Source organism: Butyrivibrio sp. AE2032, assembly GCF_000702965.1.
Genome location: NZ_JNLF01000003.1, coordinates 2,462,388 through 2,488,052, shown reverse-complemented (window position 1 = coordinate 2,488,052; position 25,665 = coordinate 2,462,388). Strand labels below are relative to the sequence as shown.

Below are 25,665 nucleotides of genomic sequence, written 5' to 3'. Positions count from 1 at the left end.
TCGCCGATCTTCCACTCTGCCATAGTTTTTGCCATAAAATAATCCCCTTTTCTCTAAAATATATATTTTTGTATATACCCTTTTCTATATTAACACATATCACTCGTACAAGTGACAACATACAACATGTCCGTTGCCCATATCCTTAGGTGTTGGTGCAACCTCTTTGCACTTGCCCATGCACTGAGAACATCTTGTATGGAATTTGCATCCCTTAGGTGGGTTTGCAGGTGAAGGAATGTCTCCCTGAAGGAGAATTCTGTCCTTCTTAATATCCGGATCAGGCATTGGAATTGCTGAGAACAATGCCTTTGTATATGGATGCAGAGGATTTGCAAAGATATCCTCTGTATTTCCTGTCTCAACCAGGTTACCAAGGTACATAACTCCGATAGTATCAGAGATATGCTCAACAACAGAAAGGTCATGAGAAATGAACAGATAAGTAAGTCCCCTGTCCTCCTGAAGCTGTTTAAGAAGGTTGATGATCTGAGCCTGGATTGAAACGTCCAGAGCTGAAACAGGCTCATCGCAGACTACAAATTCAGGCTTAAGAGCCAAAGCTCTTGCGATACAGATACGCTGTCTCTGTCCGCCTGAGAACTCGTGAGGGTATCTGTCCTTGTGATACTCCTGAAGTCCGCATTCCTTCATGATATTTGTGATATAGTCATCATACTCACTGTCAGGAACCAGCTTATGTTCCTTTACTGCCTCACCGATGATCTCACCGATAGGAAGTCTTGGAGAAAGTGATGAATATGGATCCTGGAAAATGATCTGCATCTTGGTACGAAGCTCACGAAGCTGCTTCTTATCAAGAGCGCTTACATCCTGACCATTGAAGATGATATCTCCCTCAGTCTTCTCAAGAAGCCTTAAGATTGTACGGCCGGTAGTTGACTTACCACATCCGGACTCACCAACGAGGCCCATTGTGGTACCTTTCTTAATGGAAAAAGAAACATCATCAACGGCCTTTACCTGGCCTGTAACTCCGCCAAAGAAGCCGCCCTTAATAGGGAAATACTTCTTCAGGTTTCTGATCTCAAGGATATTCTCACCGGAGGCACTGTTTCCTGCGGCATTTGTATTTACTTCTGTACTCATGCGTTAGCACCTCCTTCCTCACACCTGTAGCAGCTTACTTCATGGGTAGGTGAAACCTTGTAAACTGATGGATATGCACCTGAGCACTTGCCAGTGCACATCTCACACCTATCCTTGAAATAGCAGTAGTTAGGCATGTCAATTGGGTTAGGTACGTTACCCGGGATACTGTAGAGCTTGTCTACATGCTTTCCAACCACAGGCTTAGAATTCATAAGACCGATGGTATATGGATGTCTAGGATCCTTAAAGATCTCCTGTGCAGTACCTTTTTCTACAACACGTCCTGCATACATAACAACCACATAGTCTGCCATCTCAGCTACCACACCAAGGTCATGGGTGATAAGCATAATAGAGCTGTTGATCTTGTCCTTCAGATCACGAAGAAGATCAAGGATCTGTGCCTGAATAGTAACATCAAGAGCTGTTGTAGGCTCATCAGCAATGATAAGCTTAGGATCGCAGGCAAGAGCCATAGCGATCATTACACGCTGTCTCATACCACCTGAAAGCTCGTGAGGGAACATTCTGTAAACACCCTCCTTGTTGGCAATACCAACGAGCTGGAGCATCTCAAGGGTTCTGTTCTTAACTGCTTCAGCGCTCATATCAGGGTTGTGAAGCTTAATAACCTCATCAACCTGGTCACCAATCCTGAATACAGGATTAAGTGATGTCATGGGCTCCTGGAAGATCATTCCCATGGAGTTACCACGAAGTTTCTGCATATAGGAGGCAGGCGCATTTACTACATTGATTGCCTTATCTCCTGTATTAAATCTGATCTCACCTTCTACTGTCTGTCCTGAAGGTCTCTGTACCAACTGCATAAGTGAAAGGCTGGTAACAGACTTTCCGCAACCTGACTCACCAACGATTCCAACAGTCTTACCGATAGGTACCTCGAAGGAAACGCCGTCTACAGCCTTTACGGTTCCGATATCTGTAAAGAAGTATGTGTGAACGTTATCAAACTCAACGCAGTTCTCAGGATTCTTCATCTGAGTTACATACTCACTCTCAGGTATATGTTTTCTATTTCTCTTTTTCTCAATCTCTGCAGTGATCTTGCGATTCTCTCTTGAAATTCTTCTGGATTCCTTAGCAGAGATGTAATTTGAATTCTTAGCCATTTCTTATCACCTCTTCATCTTTGGATCAAAAGCATCCCTTAAGCCGTCTCCGATAAAGTTGAAAGCGAGAACGGTAAGCAAGATGAATAATCCTGCAGGAAGCCATACAAATAAATAGTTACTCATTACATAAGAATCGTTAACTGCGTTGATGATTGATCCCCATGAAGCAGCTGGATACTTGATACCAAGACCAAGGAATGAAAGTGTTGCTTCTGCAAGGATGACATCACCAAGTCCCATGCTGGCAAATACGATAAGCTGAGGTACTACGTTAGGAATAAGGTGCTTGAAAATTCTTCTGTAGGTGCTGATACCAGTTGCCTCAGCAGCAACCATGAATTCCTGTTCACGAAGTGAAAGAATCTGACCTCTGACGATACGTGCAATTCCTACCCAGCCGATAACAGCCATGATAACGCAGAGCATATAAATACGTGTTGTAGCACTTGCCTGATAGTAGTCCATGATTGAACCAAGGATCAGGTAAAGAGGCATTGTAGGGATACAATAAACCACGTCAACGATACGCATCAAAAGGTTATCTACCCAGCCTCCAAAGAAACCAGCCACACCACCGATGATCATTCCGATGAATACCTCGATGAAGATAACTACGAAGCCGATAAGAAGAGAAATTCTTCCACCATACATAAGTCTTGCAAGAAGATCCATACCATTGGCATCAGTTCCTACCCAGTGAGCCTTTGAAGGATGAGCATAGGTGTCGATGACTCTTGTCTCCTGGTATCTTCTGAAAGTGTACTGACCGTTCTTGTTCTCGATCCTGTACTCTATCTCTGTTCCATCCTCATCAGGGAACATAAAGGTTGTCTGACCTGCTGCAATAGCATCAAGGGCAGCATCCTTATAAGCAGGAGAAATAAATACTCCTGCATTTGCTGCATTGAAGTTAACATCTGAGATAAGTGCATATTCTGCCCCATCCTTAAGGATAACATCTTCATCAACTGTATATGTTGTTCCGTCAGCCTCAAAAGACTTCTTCCCGTTAGCAGAAGCAACCAGTGCTCCTCTGTAGAATTCATAGGAGAACTTCTCGCTACTGTCATATGGTGTGAAAGACTTCATGGCAGCTACGCCCATCTCTGAAGCAGCATAAACTGTTGGGAAAGCAGCTCCCTCATCCTGGAAAAGATATGTGAGACCGTCATCATCTGTGAAGTAGTTCTCACCTGCTGCAACAGCGGCATCATAAGCTGCGTTCTTCTTGAGAAGCATATTTACTTCCTCAAGACTATAGATTACATAAACATTCTCTCCAACATTTCCAAGACCAAGAAGTGAACCATCTCTTGTCTCAAATACATACTTACCGGTTGAAGCAGCAATAAGAGTCTTGGAGAAGATATCAGATGGAAGCTTAACTCCATCTACCTGCTGTATCTGATACTGATCAATTGATGTAGCTCCGGCATAATCCTTAAGGATCTGCTCTGTTGTATAGAATACCTGGCTCTGTGAGTAAGGATTGAGAAGTCCGCCCACAAATGAGAACAGGAACATAAATACAATGATAATAATACCAACAATAGCAAGCTTATTTCTGATGAATCTCTTGAATACCATCATTCCGGGAGAAAGAACTTTTACTCGGTTAGCGTCATCAAGAGCCATCTTGTTTTCATTATTCTCGTTAGACATTTGCTCTTCCTCCTTTCTTAATTAACTCGAACTCTTGGATCAACAAGAGCATATGTAATATCTGCAATGAGGTTGCCCAGAAGAATAAGGACAGCCATAAATACCATGTAGAACATAACAAAAGGAATATCACCCTGTGTTACGCACTGATAGAAGGTGTAACCAATTCCTGGGATCTGGAACAGAGTCTCTGTGATCATAGCTCCGCCAAAAAGTCCTGGAAGTGATCCACCAAGCAGTGTAACGATAGGAATAAGTGTATTCCTGAATGCGTGGTGATTGATTACTCTTCCCTCAGGAAGTCCCTTAGCTCTTGCTGTTCTGATGTAATCAGAGTTAAGAACTTCCAACATGTTTGCACGTGTATAACGCATAAGTGATCCAATACTTACAACTACAAGAGTAAGTGTTGGAAGGATCATGTGTCTGATCATATCTAAAACTTTTCCGGTAGGGGACATGGTCTCATGCATACGGCTTACAATACCATACAGATCTACCCATCCCAGCTTTATGGAAAAGACATATTTCAAAATTGTAGCGAAGAAAAAGCTTGGCAGTGAAATACCAATAAGTGCAATAACTGTTATTGCATAATCCGCAATCGAATATTGCTTTCTTGCAGCTAAAATACCTGCAGGAATAGCTATAAGAATCTCAATTATAAATGAAGCAAGTCCCAGCCCAAATGAATACCAGATTACATTTGAGAATTTCTGAAGAACCGGCTGATTGAAATACCATGAATCCCCAAAGTCCAGTCGTATTGCCTTTGATACCCAGATAAAGTATCCCTGTATAATTCCGGTATCCAGACCGTACTGGGCATTAAGCTGATCAACCCACTCCTGGAAGGATTTTGATCCCGGTCTCTGTGCAAGTGTCATAGCCTGTGTCTCTACATATGATGTAGGCATCAGTCTCATGATTGTATAGATGATCAGTGAAACAAAGAATAGAAGAACAACAGATATCAGCAGTCTTCTGATAATAAACTTCTTCATTGTAGTGGTGCTCCTTGTCTAGTAGAAAACAAAAATCTTTTGGCGCACAAATCGCAGTACACGTGAAGTGTACTGCGATCTGCCACCAATCCTAGCATTAACTTAGAATTTCTAATTTAAAGCTTAGTTCATAGCAATCTTATCGATCTCATTGAGATATGTGTAATATGTTGTCTGATCAGGAGTGATAGAATCAACATTTACTCTCTCTGAGCTGTAAATTGTGCAATCCTGTCTCTGATATACAGGAATCTCGCAAGCGAAATCTACAACGAAGTCAAGAGCTTCCTTGTAAAGCGCCTTACGAACTGCCTGGTCTGTTACTGTTCTAGCCTCAAGAACGAGTTCATCAAGTTCCTTAGAATAGATTCTGTAGTGACCGGCGCTACCACCCTCTGAGTGGTAAATCTGGAACATATCAGGATCAAGAGTTGTCTGCCAAGCAGCGCACCAGAGCTCTGCTGTGCCAGCCTCAAGAGCGTTCCAAAGGATTGATGTGTCTGAAAGGTCGTTGATTGTAAGATCAAAACCGATTGTCTTAAATGCCTCAGATGCTGCTGTGAGGATACCGAATGAAGGGTGATCACCTGATCCGCCGCCACCGATCATTACTTCGTAACCCATCTTAGCACCTGAAGGAGCTGCTGTAAGCTTGCCATCCTTTACTGTGTAACCAGCTGCCTCGAAGAATCCAAGAGATGCCTCAAGAGCCTTAGCATACTTCTCATCCTCTGTCATACCTGCTGTGTAAAGGTCGTTTCCATCAACATCTGTAGAGAAAGCAACCTTGTAATCAGGATCTGAAGCCTGAGGAGCTGCCCATGATGTGTTTGAAATAGGATAGTTGATAACTGATGCAGCCTCACCATAGTAAGAATCAATTACAACGTCACGGTAAACTGAAATAACTGTTGCGATAGCCTTTCTGAGGTTCTTTGAAGCCTCGCTGCCGTTATCGCCGCCTACACAAACGTTCTGAGAGTTCATACCGATATAACCATATCCTCTGTAGTCTGTAAGAACTGTTGTAAGCTTGTCTCCTGAGATCTCGCCGTTTGAGTTCTCGCCTGCGATCTGCTCAAGAGCTGACTTAGAAGCTGAAGGATCAGAAATATCAACTGTTCCCTGAACTACACCTGACTCCTTATCAGCGTTTGATGTAACCTTGAACTGAAGGTTCTTTGTTACAGGAGCGCCGTTCCAGTAGTTGTCATTAGCTGTCATGTAAACGATCTTGTTCTCAAACTTCTCGAACTTGTAAGGACCAGCTCCCATAGGAGTTGTAGTCTTAGCACGAACGCTTGAAAGGTCACCCTTATCAAATCCGAACTTGTGAGCAGCGTAGTCATACTTGGAAACATCTCCGTAGTAGTGCATAGGCTGAACCATGATAGCCAGCTGGTAGATAGCTGTAGCATCAACCTCTGTAAGAGTGATCTTTACTTCGTAATCGTTAACCTTCTCGATACCTTCAACGAAGTCTACTGAATCGCCAGTCTCGATAGCAACCTTGTAATCATCTGAAAGGAAATCAATTACTTCGCTGTCTGCCTTCTCTGTGCTGGAAGCAGTAACAACATCGTTGTTATAAGCTGTCATGATCTCGTTCCAGAAGTCCTCAGCTGTAGGAGCCTTTCCGCCCTTAACATCGAACTCTGCGCCTGAAGCTGTTGTAAGCTTTCCGTCTTCAGCCTTACCAAAGCCCCAGTTAGCCATACCGTTTGCGATATCGTTAGCCGCAATGTCAGCATCATCTGAAGCATATCCCTTAGCTGTGCAGTAGTCAGCGATTGACTGAGCGAACTTAGCACCTGCCTCAGGAAGGTCCTTCTCGAAGAACTGCTTCTGCTGCTCTTCTGTTACAAATGTGAAGTCTGTGTTATCAGCTCCACCCTTTACAAGAAGATTGAAGAGAGTGTCTGATCCACTTCTGTATTCCTCAAGACCCTTGATAGGAAGTGCATAAGTTGATGAGCTTCCATCGTATGAAGGATCAAGATATACATAATATGAGAAGATTACGTCATCAGCTGTGAGCTCCTCACCATCTGAGAACTTAACGCCCTCACGAAGCTTGAAGTCATAGTCAACTGTTCCGTCTGCGTTCTCTGTAACTACGCAATCAGCGATTCCGTTGTAGAAATAGTCTGTACCATTGTAAGACTTTGTCTCACCCTCGATACCGTTGTAGATAAGCTCACCTGCACGGTCATTACCGAGAAGTGATACTGCTGTAAGATCAACTACTCTCTGATCTGGTACGCTTGCGCAGAAGAACTCACTGAACTTCTCAGAGAAGTCATCTGAAGCGATTACGAGAGGAGCATCTGATCCAGCAACTACTTCTTCAGTAGAAGCAGCTTCTGCTGACTGATCCCCAGCGTTCTCTGTTGTCTGTGTAGCAGCTGTATCGTCAGATGGTGCAGCAGGCTGTGCTCCGCAGGCAGCTGTAGAAAGTACTAAAGCACCGGCAAGAAGAGCAGACAACACTTTGTTTCTGTTTTTCATAAAACTTTCCTCCTTAAGAAATGTATTTAAATTGCCTTCAGCTGTTGCTGATAGACATTTAAATCTCTTTTAACCAAAAATCTTCTGCTCCATGTTTGAAGCAAGTTCACTGATTGTGCCGTCCTTGAAGGGGCTCTTAAGCCCAACCTCTGCAAGCATTGGCTCGTAGAAATCCTTTGCTGAAAGCTTGCAAAGCTGCAGGTAATGCTTCCATGCATCATCAAAGTCCTTATCCATCCAAACCTTGAACTGCATAGCCACAACACTGGCAAGAACGTAATCAATATAGTAGAAAGGATTCCAGAAAATGTGGCCCTGTCTCTGCCAGTAACCGCCCTCCCCGAAGAAAGGATCAGAATCAAAATCAAGCCATGGTCTATAGGTCTTTTCCAGTTCCTTCCAAACCTGCTTCCTCTCAGCGGGAGTCATCTCAGGCTTGTCGTAAACAATGTGCTGGAACTCGTCAACCATACACCCGTAAGGGATAAAGGTTACAGCATCCTGAACGTGCATCTTGAGATAGTCCTCAGATCTGTCTCCGAAGAATCTGTCCATCCATCCGTAGGTGAAGTATTCCATGGACATGGAGTGGATCTCAGCTGTCTCCATGGTAATGTCGTTGTGCTCAGAGATCTCATCATCTCTTGTAACATAGCCCTGGAATGCATGTCCGCACTCGTGAGTAATAACGTCCACATCTCCGCTGGTTCCGTTGAAGTTAGCAAAGATGATAGGTGACTTGTACTTTGGCAGGAAATCCATATATCCGCCTGCCTTCTTGGTCTTTCTTCCAAGAACGTCAAAGAGCTCATTCTCGATCATAAAATCAAAGAACTCTGCAGTCTCAGGTGAAAGCTCTCTGTACATATCCTGTCCGGCCTTCATGATCTCCTCAGGAGTTCCTGTTGGCTTAGGATTGCCGTTCTTAAAGAACATATCGTTGTCGTAGTACTTCAGCTCATCAACGCCAATCTGTGCCTTGCGCTGCTCCTGGATCTTAGCAACAAAAGGAACAAAAGACTCTTTTACCTGCTTGCGGAAATTCTCAACTTCTGCTCTTCTGTAGGAATTTCTTCTCATTCTGTTGTAGCCAAGCTCTACGTAGTTGTCATAGCCCAGCTCCTTAGCCTGCCTGGTCCTGATCTTAACCAGCTGATCGTAGATATCATCGATCTCGTCAGTAACAGACATAAAGTAATCGGAAAGAGCCTTCCATGCGCGCTTTCTGGTGTCTCTGTTCTCGCTGGTAAGGTACTTACGAAGAAGGGAGATATTGCACTCCTCGCCGTCAAAGACGATCTTGGCTGATGCGATAAGCTTGTCGTACTTGCTTACAAGAGCGTTCTCTTCCTGCATAAGTGGAAGGATCTTGTCATCAATTGACTTGGTATCCAGCTCGATGTTCTTAAATGCTACCTTGCTGATCTTCTCCTCAAGGTATGGCCTGAAAGGTGACTCATAGAGAACCTTCATATAATCATTGCTGTACTTAAAAATAAGAGGAGTTATCTCGTCGTAAAAGTCATTCTCTTTTGAATAGAACTCCTGTGTTGTATCAATGTTATGTCTGAATACAGCGAGCTTCATATTTGTGAAAACTTCGTCCGTAAACTTGTAGTATTTCTTGTGAAGCTCGAACTGTTCCTCACCGCTCTTTGCTTCCTTGCTGTCGGCAATAAGCTTCTCGAAAAAGCTCTTTACCTCATCCATATCCACCCTGGTATATGGCATTTCTGAACACTTCATAAATGTAAAAACCCACTTTCAAATTATTAATTTTTTATAAAAAATCACATCAAGTCATTATACTCCTTTAAAGCGATAATATCAATGGAAACGAAATGTTTATTAATCTGTTAAAATAGATATAGTGGCGCGTGTTTATGAGGAAACGAAAATGTATCAGCAGATTATTGGTATCCAATGTATCAGCATCATTCTTGTTTTGATCGAATGCTGGGTCATATTCAAAAACTGGAAGGGTATACTTCACTCTTACCTGTTTCTTAGCTGTGCAGCAATTCTTGTGAATAATGTGGGCTATCTTATGGAGATAACCTCCGGTTCTGAGGAAGCGTTTTTCAATGCCCTGAAGCTCTCATACTTCGGAAGGGTCTGGATTACTTTTGCCCTTTTCCTTTTCCTGGCTGAACTTGTGAATTTCAAGATACCCAGACCTGTCAAAATAGCTCTGGCTCTGTCAAATCTCTTTACATATATAGCAGTTGTCACCACGAAAGAAACTAACCTTTATTATAAGAATATGAGTTTTGAAATACGTGGTCATATGCCTGTTCTGGTCCACCAAAATGCCATCGTCCACTACCTGTGGGACGTGATTTTAGCTGTCTGCACCATCTTTGGACTTTATCTGCTTATTAAAGCTCTTTTGAAAGAGCGAAAGCCCATTGCCAAAAAGCGCTTTATTATGGTGCTTCTTGCCATTGTCACCCTTAGTTTTTTCCTGATTATAGAGACCTTCTCACTAGTCCCCGCCACAGCTGTGTACGACATGACCATGGTGGGCTATCCCATCAGTTCCATTTTTATTCTGATCGCAATTTTCAGATACCGACTTCTAGATGCCGAGACCCTTGCAAGGCGCTTCACCATTGATGAGCTTTCCGAAGGTGTTATCGCTGTGGATGAAGACGAAAACCTGACCTACTACAACAAGCCTGCCAGCATCATTTTCCCGGAGCTTCGTTCAAATCCCGCAGGTGTTATTGCGCAGCTCAAGCTATCCATCGCCACCAATACTCCTATTGAGATTGATGAAAAGATCTATTCCCCTGAGGAGAAAGAGCTGATCAGCAATAATGAAAAGGTAGGTACAGTCTACGCCGTTATAGATGACACTGAGCACTTCAAGTATATGGCTGAGCTCGAAGAACAAAAGAGCATCGCCGACAATGCCAACAAGGCAAAATCCAAATTCCTTGCCAGAATGTCCCACGAGATCCGCACTCCTATCAATGCGGTTCTTGGTATGGATGAAATGATCCTTAGAGAGAGCCATGAAAAAGAGATCCTGGCCTATGCAGCCGATATCCGCTCTGCAGGAAAGACTCTTTTGTCCCTTATTAACGATATCCTGGACTTCTCCAAGATCGAAGAGGGCAAGATGGAGATCATCCCCACCCAGTATGAGCTTTCCTCAGTAATAAATGACCTGGTGAATATAGTCAGATACCGCGCAGAAAAGAAAGGCCTGAAGCTTAATGTGGACGTAGAAAAGCACATTCCTCATCTTCTCTACGGCGACGACATAAGGATCAAACAGGTGGCCATCAACCTTTTGACAAACGCAGTCAAATACACTGATAAAGGCTTTGTTTGCCTTACTGTGGATTATTCAAGGGTATCCGATGAAGAGATTGACCTGTCCTTCGACATATCTGACACCGGAGTGGGCCTTAAACCTGAGGACATGGAAAAGCTCTTTTCCCCTTTCACAAGGATTGACGAGAAGCACCATCGTACCACTGAAGGAACCGGCCTTGGAATGAGCATCGTTCAGCAGCTTTTGGAGCTCATGGGAAGCCAGCTTCAGGTAAAGAGCGTCTACGGAGAGGGCTCGGATTTTTCCTTTACCATCAGACAGAAGGTCATTAGCTGGGAAGAGGTTGGAAATATCTTTTCACACCCGGAAAAGGAAGAACAAAAACATCAGGAGTACAAAGAGCTGTTCCATGCTCCTGAAGCACGTATCCTCGTGGTTGACGACACTGAGGTCAATCTTGCCGTCGTAAAGAATCTCCTGAAAAAGACCCAGATTCCCATTGATACTGCTGCTTCCGGCACTGAGGCCATAAGAAAGTTCAAAAATAACAGCTATGACATAGTTTTCATAGATCACATGATGCCCGATATGGACGGCGTTGAAACCCTCACCAGGATGAAGGAGCTCGAAGGGGCCGATAGCACTACCTTCATCATCTTTACTGCCAATGCTGTTTCAGGGGCAAGGCAGATGTATCTGAATGCAGGTTTTGAGGATTATCTGTCCAAGCCTGTTGACGGACGGCGTCTTGAGGAGATCATCCTTCGTTATCTTCCAAACGACAAGGTTCTTGCGCCTTCAGAGATAGAAAGTGAAGCAGTTAGCGGTGCTTTGATCCATCAAAAGAGCAAAGTCCTTGTAATCGACGATGATGAGGTAATCTGCGCTACCGTCTCCCAGATACTTGGAAAGAGCTTTGATGTCTTTTCCTGCAATGATGCCCTTCAGGCAGAAAAAGAGGCAGTTGACCTTCTGCCTGATCTGATCCTTCTGGATCTGAATCTTGGCGACAAGAGCGGCTTTGAGATTCTTCACGGTCTTAAGAAAAATGTCTCCACCAGCGATATTCCGATCATGTTCCTGACTGCGGATGAGGACAGGGAAAATGAGGCTCTTGGCCTCAAGAACGGAGCTCTGGATTTCATTAGGAAGCCGGTGGTTCCTGAAGTTCTTTTGCAGCGAAGCAAGCGCATTATCGCCCTTGATCGTTTCCAGAAGGACCTTCAGGGCGAGGTAAGAAAGCAGTCTCACAGGGCTGAGCGTATTTCCAGGGAAATGATGTTAGCCCTCTCTCACACCGTCGATGCTAAGGATCACTACACCAAGGGCCACTCCGAGAGAGTTGCTGCCTACGCCGCAGAAATTGGAAGGCGTCTTGGAAAAGATCCAGAGGAACAGCGAAGATTGTACGAGATAGGTCTTTTGCATGATATAGGTAAGATCGGTATTCCGGAGGATATCATCAACAAGACAGAACGCTTGTCAGAGGCAGAGTTTGCTCAGATTAAGACTCATACTGTCATAGGTTATGAGATTCTTAAAGGAATCGGGGATATGCAGGAACTTTCCCAGGGTGCAAGATCCCATCATGAGCGCTACGACGGGCGCGGTTATCCCGATGGTCTTGAGGGCAGCAACATTCCTGAAGTAGCAAGGATCATCTGCGTTGCGGACTGCTATGATGCCATGACCAGCACCAGGACCTATTCAGTTCCAAAGCCTCAGGAGAAGGTTCGTGGAGAATTTGAAAGATGCAGCGGATATCAGTTCGATCCCGAAATCGCTCAGATCATGATCGCTATGATCGATGAAGATGTAAACTACGATATGAATGAGCGCAAAGCTCAGGGTTCCGTTTGGAAGAACAAAGAAGCTTACTGGGACAGATACGATTCGGACGCCCCGACTTCTTCCGGTTCTATTGCTAAAATATCAGGTGCAGCAGTGTCCACTCCTGTCTCTGACGAGATTGACAATTCTGAGTGGCTAAGAAACATAAATGGGCTGGATATTGAACATGGAATTACCAACTGCGGCTCTTTCGAGAGTCTTGTTTCTGTTGTAAAGGTTTTCCATAAGACAGCTGCCTCAAAGGCTAAGGAAATCGAAGATCTCTTAGCCTCCGGTGATATTGAGAACTACACCATCAAGGTCCATGCGCTCAAGAGTTCCGCCAGGATCATCGGTGCCACCATTCTCTCTGACCTGGCAAAAGAGCTTGAGGCTGCAGGAAAGGCTGCCGACCAGGCAAAAATAGAAAGTGACACCCCTACTCTCCTTTCCATGTACAGAGAACTTGACACCGCTCTTTCCGGCTTTGATGAGGAAGAAAAAGAAAAGCCCGAGCTCTCCGATGATATGAGGAAAGAAGCTTTCCAGACCATGGAAGAAGTAGCTCAGGCTATGGATTACGGAATGATGGAACAGGTCCTTAAAGACCTTAAAGGTTATTCCCTTTCAGAAGCTGACACAGATCTGGTAAAAGAGCTTGAAGCACTTATGATGCAGCTTGATTGGGATGAAATTCTTGAGCTGGTTAAGCTCAGAGAATAATAACCATTTATTGATCTTAGAATGTATAGGTTGCTATATAATCTATTCCCTCAGGAACTTTGAATGAAGGCTTTTCTACACTAAGCACAGGGGTTCTGCACTCTTCCAGCATCTGGACTTCAAAGTTGTACAGTGCTATTCCCACATCGATCTTCTGAAGGTCGTAGGAAGGGGTCAGATATCCCTTGTCATGCTTTTCAAAAAAGTGCGCTTTCTTCCCATCTACTACTATTCTCCAGGGCTGCTTGTTGACAGCGGAAGGAGCAAGTCTTACTGCTTCCAGGTCATCAAAAAGACCGTTTTCATTTGCGTATCTCTCATCAAGAGGCTTGCTGAAATCCCCTACAAAAAACAGCTCTTCAAACTTCATTCTTGAGTCTGCTTTCACGCCCTTTCGCATCAGTGACTCCTTGATGGACATTTTTTTTGCTGCGACACCAAGAGGGCTTACGCAGGGCATGATCTCGTCATTCTTAAGATCTGATGCCTTCTCAAACTTCTCCCTTGGCATTGTTCCGCCAAGCCATACTGTACCCAGACCAAGTTCATGGGCTTTCATCAAAAGCTTCTGGAAACTGTAGCCATAGGCCTCTTCAGCATGGTCAACCTTGCTCACTACAGCACTTACATAATTCTTCTCTCCTGTGATAACAGGGCTTGATAACCCATTAGCAGCTGCATCAAGAAATTCGAATCTTACCTTTATGTCATAGGGATTAGTGCTCTCCTCTGCATAGCTTTTAAGTTCGTTCAAAAGCTGGGGCTCTATCCCGTTTCCATCAAATGATCTTACGCTTCTTCTGGTCTTAACCAGGTCAATAAAGTTTCCCATTGTGGTGCCTCCCATATAATAAAAATCTGACGCACAATTAAATTGTTAGCAATATTTATTATAATACATAAGGGGAGAAAATCAAGAGTGGATTTTCTCCCCTTGTCAAACGTGAAATGCTCGAAAAAGTGCGTAAATTCAAGAATTTCTATGAGTTCACTTTAGTAAGCAGCACGACGGTTTCACAATGCATGGATCAGGAGAAAAGAAGCCTACATAGCCAAGGCAGGAGCAGAATTTGAGGGTGGCACTATGCAACCGTTTCTCGAGAATTGTGCAGGAAAAGAATATTCCAGAAAGCGCTGCTATGAGCTTGCAGAAATCCTCGCCGATTTAGACGGCGAAGATTTCGTGATACCTGATGCTGTTGCCGAGAGTTACGCTGATGTAGATATTCCGTAAAAAAGGGGTGAACCATCATTCACCCCTTTTTTACGTCATCATATCTCAATTACAGTAAATGTATCTCTCTTCTTTTTTGATTCATAAAGTGCCTTATCAGCTGTGGCGATCATATTATTTACAAGCTCTGTTCCGTATGCCACGCCGAAACTCATGGTGATCTTGACTTCCGGATGATTATCAAGAGAAATCTCTTTTACTGCTGACCTTAGTTTTGAAAGTTTGTGCTCCAGATTTTCCCTGGTAATATCAAAGAATACCATCATGAATTCATCGCCGCCGTAGCGAATGACAACATCATCTTTTCTGACAGACTGTTCCAGAATTTTCGCAGCCTTTTTGATTGCTTCATCACCGCCACGATGTCCGACCGTATCATTGACCTGCTTGAACAGGTCGATATCAGCCATGACCACTGTCATGCATGGTTTAAACACAAGTTTATCATCCAAAAACTTCCTGTTGCGAATTTGTGAAAGAGAATCCACATAAAGTTCTGTCTCAAATTCAGAGATCATCTTCTGCTGAGCCAGGTTCTGGAGCTTGGCATCTGTGGTATCCATGCAGCCGTAAACAATATGTGCAAGACTTCCGTCCTCACCCCGATCTCCAACCATGAAGACACCGTTAAACCAACGGTTTGCGCTTTCACTGTAGAATTCCATGCTTGTTGATCCATGTTCTTCTATTGCAGCAAGAATAGTGTCCTTATTAAGCCAGTCATATAGACTCTGGCGGAAGCTCTCTGCCACTGAAGAGTCAACATTATTCTTAAGGAACTGTATAGCATCCGGGGCCTTAGGAACCATTTCAACATATTCATTGGTACTTATCATTCTGTAACTCATATCGCTGACATCAATAAATAAAGAGAAATTAAAGACCTTACCGATGGCTTCAATAATCTTTACATGCTCTTCGAGCTCCTGCTGCGCTGTGATATCACGGTAGCATCCCATGTAGATTTCCAGGGAACCGTCATCCGGACGTCTTATAAACCTTCCGGCTCCGGTAACCCAGATGATATTGCCGTCTTTTTTCTGCATGCGATATGTGGCGTGGGTAATATCCGGCAGTTCACGATGCATTTTTACTGAATCCCAGAACAGCTTGACTATCGCATCCTGCTCTTCAGGGACAAGAGTCTTTACCCAGCTGTCAAATTCATTGGGCAGATCCTCCAGACCGTCATAGCCAAGCATTTGCCTGGTCTCATCGTTGAATTCAAAACCTGTCATGTTCTCATCGCAATCAAAAGTACAGAAATACATACCTGCTTTTAATCCCTTAGCGAACATGTCCTCTCTGATCTTGGCAATTCGATATTTGCTGTTTGCAGCATCAATCCTTTTGTTACACTCAATTATGAGCTCACGCTGTTCCTCCGGGTAGGCAGATACATCAAATAAGGGCTCCAGATCATTTATTTCAACGCTGTCTTCAGCGGTAAACTGCCCTATTCCCTTATTAATGCTATCAGCTACAGAACTTTTATCCATTACGACTCCTTTTACGCTGTCATTATAGAGTGATATTATGTACTATATATCAATTATACTACATTCGTAAAATTTTAGGACAAAAGCCTTGGAGTAATTGCCGTAAGGTTGCTTAAGATGAATATCAAAGCCATGCATGTCCATGACCTGCTTGACAACCGATAATCCCAGCCCGCTTCCTACCCTCACATATTCAAAGAGCATAGTTATCAGCTCTGTCATTCTCTTTGATTTGGCAGCAATTGCAGTCAGATACTCGGTTTTCTGAGCTTCGTCTTTTACCATACCATCTGTTATTGCATTTGCATAACCGCCTATGGTCATAATGGGTGTCCTGAGATCATGGGCAAAATCCGAGAGCATGAGATTTCGCATTGCTTCATAGCGCTTTCGCTCTTCTGCTCTCTCTTTTTCCAGAATCTCAACCTGCGTAATCATCTATGTTTGCATGTACATATACGGACTAATACTGTATACCCCTTTGGAAAAAATAATGATTATGGGTGTTAAAAATTTAAGCAAATACATTTTCCTGATATTTACTGTATATGCTACATCTTCCTTAGTACATACGGATGTATTCGCACCCCAAGTATGTGCTAAAGCCAGAAACTGTCTGCGTTTGCATGAAAGATTTATGCAGTGCGTAGGGATTTTATTACCTATAAATATCTATCCGCCCCAACATCAACTTACTACCTTCTTAATTGAATCCTCTATAGAATCAATTACAGTTCTCCACTCTAATGTCTCAGCAAAAAAGTTCTTTTTCTTAAATTTGTTCCAGTCCGCTTCAAGCTTCGCATCCTTATCGATCAATTCCAGTTCTCGGCTTACTCTTTCATCAGAATAGTCTGTGCTACGCTTTTGGCATGTTGCTCTAAATGCTTCTTTAAGTATATCCCATGAAAAATCCACATCGAGCACAATCATATAAACATCATAGAAGTCTCGCATTCTGGTATTAGCAATTCCTCTTGCAATAATCGTTTGCACTTTCTCAGCCAATAAAGTCTCTGTATTATAGGAAAGAAGCTTTATTGTCCTATCTTCAAACATAAGCTTGTATTCGTATTCTATCGCCCCCGGAGTTATAACATCATCAGTAGACACATCTATTTTTATTGGCTGCCTTATACCTTCAAGCACTCCCTCCAAGTGTACTTTTATTCCCGGATAATCAAATTCATCCATAATCCTTTCTGTAGAGACTATCTTAAAAGAAATCCCATCATCAAGCTGAATGCTTATTATTTCCGCTATTATTCTCTGGATATCCTCATCTGTTAGCGGAAGCGATCTCACAGTGGTATCAATATCCATAGTGGTTCTCATATCTATTCCTAGTAATGAGGAAGTGAGCATCCCACCTTTTAAAATGAACTTCTCTCTATATTCTGAAACGGATACTCTTTCTATAAATCTCTCCATAAAGAAGATTCGCATAAGAGTCTCTGCTTTTCTAACATCCCCATTGGCAAGATTCTTAATCTTTCCCTTCAACTGACTTGCTGATTTAATCACACCAAGACCTCCACATACTTCATAACTTCATCCCTGATTTTAAGAGCATCTGCATACCCAATAAGCAGAGATAAATCTTTATCATTTCGTCGCATATAGCTTTTTACTGCTGTCTGATATGTCTGAACTTCGTACTTTGACCTGTTTTTTACAAAATCACAGAAGCATCGCTCTTTATTATATGCTCTAACAACATTCCCATAATTAGTAGTAATCTCAGAAGCTCCCATGCCATAGATAGCAGCGTTCTCCTGCCGCACTACGATTCCTTTTTCTCTTAATCTAGCTCCATTATGGCCAGATGGGACGCAGACACATATTTCTGAATACTCCCTTTCCATAAGTCCATTCAAATATGCTGCTGTTTCTCCAGAAAAAATAACTTTAGGGTTACTCTTCTGGATAATAAAAAGCTGATCTGGCCAAGTATCTTCCGTCACATACACACCATGAGAAGCTTGTTCCATGCCATTTTCTTTAACATATCTCAGCATATATGTACGTGAAATTCCTGCCTTTTCTACTTCAGACGTAAAAAGATATCCATTATTCGATTGTACCATCATACTCATTTGTTCAAACTTGTTCATAGACAGTACCTCTTCGATAGTTTGCTTTTGTGATATAATCATATCTAATTATGTCACATTTGTAAACTCCCTATTTCTTATATATGCGTCATATCATCTACCAAAGAAATGGTTATTTCCATTTTGGAAACAACCACTTTCCTTTTGAACCTGTCGGAATTCCCGACAGGTTGGATATGCTTACAATTTCCCATCTGCATTTACGCAATAAATCTCTTTTGCAAGTGTAGACATATTTTGCCCATACTGATTATATCAATTCCCCCATAAGCCCAACCTGGTATATATTTCTATAAACCTTATCCGGATAGAATTGGAGATACTTTTTGACAATTGAAAAATCAACACCCGCTGTTTTCACATACTTTACCAGCTTCTTATACAGCTCTTTCCCTTTGATCTCACTGTACTTGTCGATATTTGTCATAAGATCAAGAAACTGTAGTGATGCTCTATTCTTCTCATCTATGGTATCTACCGGCTTATAAACAATAATGGAATTTCCATCCAAATCCTGTTTTCTCTGCTTGGTCGTAGCCTCATTGCTACATATCTCATAGCATGAAGGATTCTGAGTAATAAAACCATATTGATTAGCCAATTGAAGTCCTGTAATGTACCCTGATACTCTCCCACCTGCATTCAAATACTTCTTATCCAAGTATTTTTCTATAGAGATTTTCCCTTTTGTTCCAAGAATTGTAGTGTATGGCAGATAATATAATCCGTTATACAAACGCTCAAGCCTGCCTTCATCAACAAGCTTTTTCATCTCCTGTCTGAGATAATCCTTGGACTTGCATGGAAGCTCCTCCAGGAAAATTGGCTCACCATCCGTATAGTTTTCTATAATATAATCAATTACCATAACACCACTCTCATATTTATGAAATATTTGTTTTCGTTTTTATAATACAGCTGTATCAATACGTTTTCAAGCAAATAAAAACTCAGCATTGGGGCTATCCCACAATGCTGAGAAAAACAGGGTATTCAAAGTTTTTGAGGGTCAATCATTTTGAGGGTCTAGTTTGAGGGGCTGTCGTGAGGGCTACTTTGAGGGTCTGGTTTGAGGGTCTGGTTTGAGGGGCTGGTTTGAGGGTCTCTTGTGAGAATAAACAAAACCAGGGTTAATCAGTTATTGAAACTGACTAATCCTGGTTCTTTTAATGAAGGGATCATTCCCTGCACTTCCTCCTTCTCTTATGATGTTTCTTGGACTAAATATCAAAGGAGGAGGATACATGAATAGTATCACAGATTTACTGGACCTTGAAGACAACGATGTGATCATCAAAAATATCGATATTCAGGGCCAGACAAAAGTCCTTACACTTGAAACACCACCAACAGCGCATTTCTGCCCTGTCTGCGGTTTCAGGATGTACTCACGTGGTGTAAAGGAATGGACTATAAACCATCCAATCTTGCAGGATAATTACTCTCTTGTTCTTATCCTCAAGCAGCGAAGATGGCGCTGCATCAACCCAGACTGTCATTACAGCACCAGCATTCCCTCATGGGAACAAGAGCACCATCATCCGGTTCGAAATGATCACAACAGTAGTTTTCCTGAACCACCAAAAGGCCCATCTCATCATACTTATGACTACTCATTCCAAGCCCCCTGTTACAATAAAGTGAAATAAGTTTTATTCCTGAGTATAGTTTACCCAAAAAAGTATTTCATTACGTATGATTGTCGAAAAATGTCTTTTTTTTGTCGCGGAATGTATTTTATATGATTTTGAAGCCGTCTTTGTAGACAGAATTGAGACTGAGATCCTCCTTATTCAAAAGAACTATGTTCGCCCGGTTACCCTTTCGGATAGCCCCATATTTATGATCCACACCCAGTATTCGTGCCGGATTTATCGACGCTGAAGCCACAGCATCCTCCAGAGGAACTCCCATTTCAAGAACAGCGTTCCTCATGCAGTCCATAAGATCCGACACAGAACCTGCGATATTTCCTTCGTTTTTCAGGGTGCACCTTTTTCCATTTTTAACTATCTGCTTACCACCAAGGACATACTCCCCATCAGGCATACCTGTGCACCTTAAACTGTCACTGATAAGTATCATCCTTTCGCTGCCCAGCACTTTAAAAGCAGTACGTACTGCTGCCGGATGCACGTGAATACCATCACAGATTATTTCAGCTGTGACATTATCGCTATCAAACACAGCTCCCACCACGCCGGGATTTCTGTGGTCAAAGCCAGTCATGGCATTGTATAAGTGTACTGCGTGACATGCGCCTGCTTCGATAGCTCTTTTAGCTGTGTCATAGTCTGCTCCAGTATGCGCTAAAGAAACGGTAACCTTTCCCTTCACAGCGCTTATATACTGTTCAAATCCAGGGTTATCCTCCGGAGCCAGACCTATTATTTTCAAAAGACCTTTTGAAGAATCGTAAAACTCCTTCACCAGGTCAGGCGAGCATGGCAAAATATACTTCTCATTCTGAGCGCCCTTTTTAACCCTGCTGATGAAAGGGCCTTCCATATTAAAACCAACAATATCGGATGCTTTAGAATATTCACCTTGCGCATACTCTGCTCCAAGTGCCAGAACCTTTTTCAGATCATCCACCGGAAGTGTAAGTGTTGCCGGGCAGATTGCAGTAATACCTCTTTTGGCCTCATACTCAGATATCTTTTCAAAGGCTTCCAGGGTACCATCGCAAACATCGTACCCCAGCGCCCCATGGAAATGCAGATCGATAAGTCCCGGAATTGCATAACAATCGGAGGCATCCACTTCCTCCCGGAAATCAGATGCCTCGTCTGTAATCAATCCATTCTTAATATAAATATCTCTTTTACTGAACCTTCTGTCTTCTCCGAAGACCAAAGCCCCTGTAATCTTCATCTCACACCTCTAACAAGCTGCACGCTTCCTGATCCGCTACTATTGTAACATCATTGTGCAGCTGAAGAACAGACGCCTGTACATTAGGCGTTATCTCACCCTGAACAGCAGCGCAAAGAGCCTCAGCTTTATCTTTGCCGCTTACCACAACCACGATCTTCTTTGCCTGCATGATAGACTTGATGCCCATGGTATAAGCCTGCCTGGGAACATTCTCATCATCAGCAAAAAATCTCTGGTTTGCTTTTCTTGTGGCCTCTGTCAGGTTTACAAGATGGGTCCTGGCTTCAAATGCTGTGCCAGGTTCATTAAATCCAATGTGACCATTATGACCCAGGCCCAAAAGCTGCAGGTCAATTCCGCCGCAGCGACTGATTATCTCTTCATAAAACCTGCATGCATGTTGAGCATCATCATCCATTCCATCAGGGATATAGGTCCTGCTAAGGTCTATGTTCACCTGTGAAAAGAGCTTTTCCCTCATGAAATAGTAATAACTATGGGGATCTTCTTTTGTTACTCCCCTGTATTCATCAAGATTGATAGTGGTGACCGAAGAAAAATCAAGGTCTCCCTTTTTATACCATTCAACCAGCTGCTCGTAAGTGCCTATGGGTGTCGAGCCGGTGGCCAGTCCCAGGACACAATCCGGTTTCATTATTATCTGAGCCGAGATTATATTGGCAGCTTTTCTGCTCATATCATAGTAATCTTTTGCTCTAACTATTTTCATTGCGCACTCTACCTCAGGAATCTGTTTCTGTATTCATTTGCACTCATGCCTGTATATTTCTTGAAAACCCTGGAAAAATGCGCTGTATCAGCAAAGCCCACTCTGTCTGATATATCAGCTATGTGCAGTGAAGAATCCTCCATCAGCTCTTTTGCATTCTCTATCCTGATCTCGTTGAGGACATCAGAAAAGCTCTTGCCTGTGCTGTTGAGGAGCTTGCTCAGATGCCAGTGGCTAACATAAACCTTCTCAGCCACATCGGTCAGAGTAAGCTTCTCCCTGTAGTGGAGCTCCATGTAGCTTATTGCCTGCTTGACGATGAAATTGTTGGCGCTGGAATTGTCCTCCTCCAGATCCTCCTGCTGGGCTTTGGAAATGTTAGCAAGCCTCTCTGACAGGCTCTCCATGGCCTCATTCAGCTCCTTCATCTTCGAGGGCTTTACCAGATATCTGAAGACGCCCAGATTCAGCGCCTCCCTGGCATAGTCAAAGTCCCTGTAGCCTGTGAGGATTATAACCTGAAGGTTCCTGTGCTGGGAGCGCAGGGCTGCGATCATGGTAAGGCCGTCCATTCCGGGCATTCTTATGTCAGTAAAGATGATGTCCGGCTCGCACTTCTCAACCATTTCCAGACCCTCTTTTCCCGAAGAGGCTGTCCCTGCCACAACACAGTTATATTTCTCCCAATCAACTATTTTCTTAAGCCCCTCCGCGATCACGGGCTCATCGTCAACAATAAGTACCTTATACATACTCATCCCTTTACTGCACCTGCTGTCATCCCCTTTATTATATATTTTTGCAGGAAAATATACACTACTATTACGGGTATGATTACCAGTGTAACAGCTGCTGCCATAAGGCCGTAGTTAGTTCCTTCCTTAGAGGTCAGCTCGTTGAGGAGCCTGGTGATGGCCTGCATCTCAGGTCTTCTAAGGAAGAACATCTGGGTGAACAGGTCGTTGTAGCTCCAAAGGAACGAGAAAATCGCAACAGTTACAAATGAGGGTTTTCCAAGGGGAACAACGATCTTAAAGAATATCTGTGGTATTGAACAGCCTTCAAGATGCGCTGCCTCCTCAAGCTCCAGTGGCAGCGACATAACATAGCCCATCAGCACTATTATGGCAAAGCTCATGTTACCTGCTATCTGTGGCAGGATTACCGAGAGCATGTTAAGTAGCCAGCTGGAGGTGTTTGTTATATGCCAGCCTGATTCCATGGTGTACACGGGAATGATGGTGGAGAAAACCGGGAACATCATTGCCGCGATCACCAGGGTGTGGCATAGCTTTTTTGCCTTAAAATCAAATCTCACAAGAGCAAATGACGCAAACCCTGCCAGCATCATTACTCCCACTGTCACGCATCCGGAGATAAATATACTGTTTAAATACGCATGACCGATATCAAGTCTCTCAAAGGCTCTTCTGTAATTGGCCAAGGTAAAGAGATCTCCCACCGGCAGCGCAAAACTCTGCTTTAGTATCTTATCCTTGGCCTTGAAGGAGTTCTCCAAAACCCAAAACAAAGGATAGATGGTGGTCAGGGCCCAAGCGCCCAGGATCACATAAAGAACTGCGAGACTCAGCTTATTTCTCTTCATATCAGAAGTCCTCGCTTTCTTTGAACACGCGCCTTGTGATCCTTGAAAGTACAACTCCCAGCACAACGATCAGCACTGCCAGAGTTGCTCCATAGTCCACGTTCTTTGCCTCCATGGTCTGATAGTACATGTAGGTTCCGGTAAGGAATGTCTTTTTGAGGGGCATGCCCTTTGGAAACATGGTCCAGGGCAGGTCAAAGACCTTCAGAGCTCCGGTAACTCCAAGAGTCAGACAGGTACAGATCACGTTCCTAAGAAGTGGAAGTGAAATGTATATTACTCTCTGGAACCTGGTGGCTCCGTCGATCTCTGCTGACTCATAGAGCTCCTGAGAGATGTTGTTCAGACCTGTCTGCAGTATGACGAAGTAGAAGCCTACATACTGCCACACTACAGGGATCATCATGGTTACTATGGCAAGATTCTCGCCCTTGTAATCGATCAGCTCAGTCCTGCCCAGGGCCTCCAGGAACTGATTGAGCATTCCTTTGTCGTAAAGGAATATCAGGTTGAACAAAAGGCCCAGTGCAGTAGCTGAAATTACAATAGGAAAGAAATACACGGTTCTGAAGAACTGAGTTCCTCTTCCGATATTATCTACCATTAAAGCCAGCAAAAGAGCGATTCCCACCTGCCCCACTATCGTGGCGATGATCATCAGAAATGTGTTCTTAAGTGATGTCCAGACCACAGGGTCAGTGGCAAGCTTGACATAATTGTCAAACCAGGGATCATTCCATCTGGTACCATAGGTTCCCAGATTCTTGATGTGCCTGAAGCTCCCATAGATGTTTACAAAAAACGGGTAGTACAGGTAGAGGATCATAAAGAGAAATGCCGGCGCAAGAAACAGAAATATGTATTTTTTGCTCTTGTATATGTTCGACATATCGTTTACTCGATGGTTTCCTTATAAACGTCGATACCTTCCTGAACTGCATCCTGTGCAGAAACGTTGCCTACTACAATGTCAGGCATTCCGTCAAAGGTTGATACTCTGCAGTCACCATTGAACAGATCCTGTACAGCTCCTGTAAGAGATGTAACTCCGCTCATCATGGACATGGCCTTAACCTGAAGTGCGTTGAACTGGCTCTCATCAACTGCAGGTGCATTCTTAAGAGCTGAAGCGGTGTGCTGTGCGAATAAAGGAACAACCTCGTCGCTGGTCATGTACTCAACAAAGCTAACTGCTGCTGCCTTCTTGTCAGGATCTTCCCAGGCCTTTGTTGTGATATAGTAACCCATTGAAAGTCCGCCGATCATATCTGTGGTCTTTCTGTTGCCCTTTCCAGGGAAGTAAGTAACATCAAAGTGGCCAAGCTTGTCAGCGTCAAGTGTTGAAGGATCCTCAGGGTCTGACTGGCATGATCCAACAATACCGCCCACCTTCCATGAACCATCGAGAAGGAATGCTGCCTTGTCATCTGTAAACATTGCAAAGGTCTCATCATCAGTTGCTGAAAGTGTGTTGTCAGGGAAGTAGCCTTTCTCATAGAGAGTCTTGATATCCTCAAGTCCTGCTACCCACTGAGCGCCTGTAGCATCATCAGCTGCGCCGGGGATGTCCAGGTGATTTGCAGGTGTCTGCTGATTATAGATAGCAAACTCCCACCAGTAGTGAGGGATATTTCCAAGAGCTGCTGCGATAGGAGCATAGCCTGCATCCTTTATCTTCTGGCAGTCATCCAGGAACTGATCCCATGTATAGTCTGCGCCGGGCATTGCTACGCCTGCGTCCTCTAAAACCTTTGTGTTTACAAACATTGCTTCCCAGTATCCGTTAACAGGAACTGCATACTTAACGCCATCTGCAGGAGAAGCTGCGATCAGGTCGTCATTCATGTTGGAAGCAAACTCAGGGAACTCTGCTCTGATATCGTCGATGGAAACAACCTTTCCTGCGTTAACGAAATCATTGGCATCTGCTCCGTTGAAGAAGAACAATACGTCAGGCTCTGACCCTGTCTCAAAGTCTGTGATGATTCTTGTCTTGAAGGTCTCGTCACTGGTTGCTGAAGTATCACTTACAGTGTTACCGGTTGCAGCTTCCCAGCCTGCTACTGCGTTCTTGTAGTTCTGGGCATTGCTGTCCTCACCTGCGAAGGTGGTGGTGACAGTGATCTCTACAGGACCTGCTGCCTCTGTAGTCTCAGCTGCAGGTGTCTCTGCTGCCGGAGCTTCTGCTGCAGGAGCCTCGGTCTGTGTTCCTGCATCTGCAGGGGTTGCCTGTGGTGCTGTGCTTCCGCATCCGATGATGCTGATGCTCATAAGAGCTGTCATAAGCACTGCTGTCAGATTTTTAAGTTTCATACATTCTCTCCCTTCTGCGCACTGCCCGTGCGC

The 25,665-nt window shown here is 43.7% G+C and carries 21 protein-coding genes; 2 read left to right on the top strand and 19 right to left on the bottom strand.

Going from position 1 to position 25,665, the window contains the following annotated elements:
• Positions 1–99: 99 nt before the first annotated feature.
• From BO18_RS12840 to BO18_RS12815, 6 genes are all read right to left on the bottom strand, one after another.
• Positions 100–1,110: an ABC transporter ATP-binding protein gene (locus tag BO18_RS12840; protein ID WP_034446638.1), complete on the bottom strand. Its 1,011-nt coding sequence runs from the start codon at positions 1,108–1,110 to the stop codon at positions 100–102.
• Positions 1,107–2,246 carry an ABC transporter ATP-binding protein gene (locus tag BO18_RS12835; protein WP_034446637.1) on the bottom strand — a complete coding sequence of 380 codons (1,140 nt, stop codon included), beginning with the start codon at positions 2,244–2,246 and terminating at the stop codon, positions 1,107–1,109. The genes BO18_RS12840 and BO18_RS12835 overlap by 4 nt, the downstream gene beginning before the upstream one ends.
• Positions 2,247–2,252: 6 nt before the next feature.
• On the bottom strand, positions 2,253–3,911 hold the full coding sequence (locus tag BO18_RS33980; RefSeq protein ID WP_034446636.1) for an ABC transporter permease: 1,659 nt from the start codon (positions 3,909–3,911) through the stop codon (positions 2,253–2,255).
• A 17-nt stretch (positions 3,912–3,928) separates the two neighbouring features.
• Positions 3,929–4,915, bottom strand: a complete 987-nt coding sequence (locus BO18_RS12825; protein ID WP_034446634.1) for an ABC transporter permease — start codon at positions 4,913–4,915, stop codon at positions 3,929–3,931.
• A 123-nt stretch (positions 4,916–5,038) separates the two neighbouring features.
• Positions 5,039–7,423 (bottom strand): ABC transporter substrate-binding protein, encoded by a 2,385-nt coding sequence (locus BO18_RS12820; protein ID WP_034446632.1) that lies wholly within the window; start codon positions 7,421–7,423, stop codon positions 5,039–5,041.
• Positions 7,424–7,492: 69 nt separating this feature from the next.
• Positions 7,493–9,169: a M3 family oligoendopeptidase gene (locus BO18_RS12815; RefSeq protein ID WP_034446630.1), complete on the bottom strand. Its 1,677-nt coding sequence runs from the start codon at positions 9,167–9,169 to the stop codon at positions 7,493–7,495.
• A 151-nt stretch (positions 9,170–9,320) separates the two neighbouring features.
• Between BO18_RS12815 and BO18_RS12810 the strand changes: the two genes are divergently transcribed.
• Entirely contained in the window at positions 9,321–13,259 is a 3,939-nt protein-coding gene (locus tag BO18_RS12810; protein ID WP_051688704.1) for a response regulator, read from the top strand.
• A gap of 16 nt (positions 13,260–13,275) precedes the next feature.
• Here BO18_RS12810 and BO18_RS12805 read toward each other — a convergent pair whose 3' ends face one another.
• Entirely contained in the window at positions 13,276–14,091 is an 816-nt protein-coding gene (locus tag BO18_RS12805; protein WP_034446628.1) for a nitroreductase family protein, read from the bottom strand.
• 252 nt (positions 14,092–14,343) lie between these two features.
• Here BO18_RS12805 and BO18_RS34875 point away from each other — a divergent pair, with 252 nt between their 5' ends.
• Complete coding sequence (locus BO18_RS34875) at positions 14,344–14,493, top strand: hypothetical protein (RefSeq protein ID WP_185752422.1); 150 nt, start codon at positions 14,344–14,346, stop codon at positions 14,491–14,493.
• 38 nt (positions 14,494–14,531) lie between these two features.
• Here the strand turns inward: BO18_RS34875 and BO18_RS32740 are convergent, their stop codons facing one another.
• The 12 genes from BO18_RS32740 to BO18_RS12745 all read right to left on the bottom strand — a co-directional run bounded on the left by BO18_RS32740 (position 14,532) and on the right by BO18_RS12745 (position 25,632).
• Positions 14,532–15,992: a sensor domain-containing diguanylate cyclase gene (locus tag BO18_RS32740; RefSeq protein WP_051688703.1), complete on the bottom strand. Its 1,461-nt coding sequence runs from the start codon at positions 15,990–15,992 to the stop codon at positions 14,532–14,534.
• Positions 15,993–16,034: 42 nt separating this feature from the next.
• Positions 16,035–16,430 (bottom strand): histidine kinase dimerization/phospho-acceptor domain-containing protein, encoded by a 396-nt coding sequence (locus BO18_RS12795; protein ID WP_034446626.1) that lies wholly within the window; start codon positions 16,428–16,430, stop codon positions 16,035–16,037.
• A gap of 249 nt (positions 16,431–16,679) precedes the next feature.
• On the bottom strand, positions 16,680–17,516 hold the full coding sequence (locus BO18_RS12790) for a nucleotidyl transferase AbiEii/AbiGii toxin family protein (protein ID WP_034446624.1): 837 nt from the start codon (positions 17,514–17,516) through the stop codon (positions 16,680–16,682).
• Positions 17,513–18,106, bottom strand: a complete 594-nt coding sequence (locus tag BO18_RS12785; RefSeq protein ID WP_034446623.1) for a type IV toxin-antitoxin system AbiEi family antitoxin domain-containing protein — start codon at positions 18,104–18,106, stop codon at positions 17,513–17,515. The genes BO18_RS12790 and BO18_RS12785 overlap by 4 nt, the downstream gene beginning before the upstream one ends.
• 250 nt (positions 18,107–18,356) lie before the next feature.
• Positions 18,357–18,974 (bottom strand): hypothetical protein, encoded by a 618-nt coding sequence (locus tag BO18_RS12780; protein WP_034446622.1) that lies wholly within the window; start codon positions 18,972–18,974, stop codon positions 18,357–18,359.
• A gap of 614 nt (positions 18,975–19,588) precedes the next feature.
• Positions 19,589–19,723: a hypothetical protein gene (locus tag BO18_RS35995; RefSeq protein ID WP_255350935.1), complete on the bottom strand. Its 135-nt coding sequence runs from the start codon at positions 19,721–19,723 to the stop codon at positions 19,589–19,591.
• Between the two features lie 120 nt (positions 19,724–19,843).
• On the bottom strand, positions 19,844–20,980 hold the full coding sequence (gene nagA / locus BO18_RS12770; RefSeq protein WP_034446619.1) for an N-acetylglucosamine-6-phosphate deacetylase: 1,137 nt from the start codon (positions 20,978–20,980) through the stop codon (positions 19,844–19,846).
• A gap of 1 nt (position 20,981) precedes the next feature.
• Complete coding sequence (gene nagB / locus BO18_RS12765) at positions 20,982–21,713, bottom strand: glucosamine-6-phosphate deaminase (RefSeq protein WP_034446618.1); 732 nt, start codon at positions 21,711–21,713, stop codon at positions 20,982–20,984.
• 8 nt (positions 21,714–21,721) lie between these two features.
• Positions 21,722–22,465 carry a response regulator transcription factor gene (locus tag BO18_RS12760; RefSeq protein WP_034446617.1) on the bottom strand — a complete coding sequence of 248 codons (744 nt, stop codon included), beginning with the start codon at positions 22,463–22,465 and terminating at the stop codon, positions 21,722–21,724.
• A gap of 2 nt (positions 22,466–22,467) precedes the next feature.
• A complete protein-coding gene (locus BO18_RS12755) occupies positions 22,468–23,319 on the bottom strand; it encodes a carbohydrate ABC transporter permease (protein WP_034446616.1) in 852 nt (283 codons plus the stop codon).
• Between the two features lies 1 nt (position 23,320).
• Positions 23,321–24,208 (bottom strand): carbohydrate ABC transporter permease, encoded by an 888-nt coding sequence (locus BO18_RS12750; RefSeq protein ID WP_034446614.1) that lies wholly within the window; start codon positions 24,206–24,208, stop codon positions 23,321–23,323.
• A gap of 5 nt (positions 24,209–24,213) precedes the next feature.
• On the bottom strand, positions 24,214–25,632 hold the full coding sequence (locus tag BO18_RS12745) for an ABC transporter substrate-binding protein (RefSeq protein WP_034446613.1): 1,419 nt from the start codon (positions 25,630–25,632) through the stop codon (positions 24,214–24,216).
• Positions 25,633–25,665 lie beyond the last annotated feature (33 nt).